The organism is Mesorhizobium sp. P5_C1 (genome assembly GCF_054049815.1).
Map to the genome: position 1 here is coordinate 1 of NZ_JBFULQ010001255.1, position 738 is coordinate 738.

General features: G+C 63.7%; 2 protein-coding genes. Both read right to left on the minus strand.

The annotated features are described in order from the left end of the window. On the minus strand, positions 1–321 hold a 321-nt coding region (locus ACXJ7R_RS35210), incomplete at its 3' end, for a hypothetical protein (RefSeq protein ID WP_457155814.1). Between the two features lie 57 nt (positions 322–378). Then, the gene (locus ACXJ7R_RS35215; protein ID WP_006205585.1) at positions 379–702 is read right to left on the minus strand and encodes a DUF736 domain-containing protein; all 324 of its coding nucleotides are present in this window, start codon (positions 700–702) and stop codon (positions 379–381) included. Positions 703–738: the final 36 nt, after the last annotated feature.

A 738-nucleotide genomic window follows, 5' to 3' on the forward strand; every position in this document is an offset into this window, starting at 1 on the left:
TTTCAGCACCTGGCCGAGGATTGCGTTTTGCACCGGACGCCGGCTGGCTGCCGCTTTGTCGTCGGCCAGCTTTGCGGCCAGTTTGGGCGACAGCGGCATGAAGTCGTAGCCGTGTGAGATGGCAGCGCGGTGAAGATCCTCAAGCGTTTCGAACGCGCGATCGTGGGCGCCGAGCCAAAGACCGGGCTCGTCGGTTTCTTCGTGCGGGAACGCTTGCAGGAAGTAGGTCCGGAGTGGTGGATCGTAGCCGATGACAGCGTCTGGGTCCGAGCGGGCCTGTCCGGTGACGGTGCCAGTGACAGTGATGGTGTAGCGGCTCATTGCAACCTCCTATTGCCGGTGGGGAGCCGGCCCCTTGCGGGGCCGGCCACCGATGCCTCACTGGGGGTTGTTCCAGAGGATGACCTTCTTGTTTTCCTCGCCGCCGGGGGCGGGAGCGAGATTGCCGAAGATGACGCCGATCTCCGGGGCTTCCAGCTTGACCGAGAGGTATTCCTCGCCCGAACGCTGGGAGATGCGGTGCCAGCCGGCTCCGATCTCGAAGCCCGTGCGCTTGTTGACGATCCGGTAGTCGGGGGCGTCCTCGCGCGACTTGTTGGTGTTCGGAATGAGGGTGATCGGGGCATTGACCCGGAGCGTGGCAAAGACGCCTTCCATCGAGCCGTCGGCCTTGGTGGTGAGGTTTGCGATCGTGGTGGCCATGGTAGTTCTCCTTCGGTTTCATCGGGACCATTCCCG

What these genes read in the sequence shown, in the direction of transcription:
- ACXJ7R_RS35215 (WP_006205585.1), bottom strand. Translation starts at nt 702, where the DNA reads ATGGCCACCACGATCGCAAACCTCACCACCAAGGCCGACGGCTCGATG.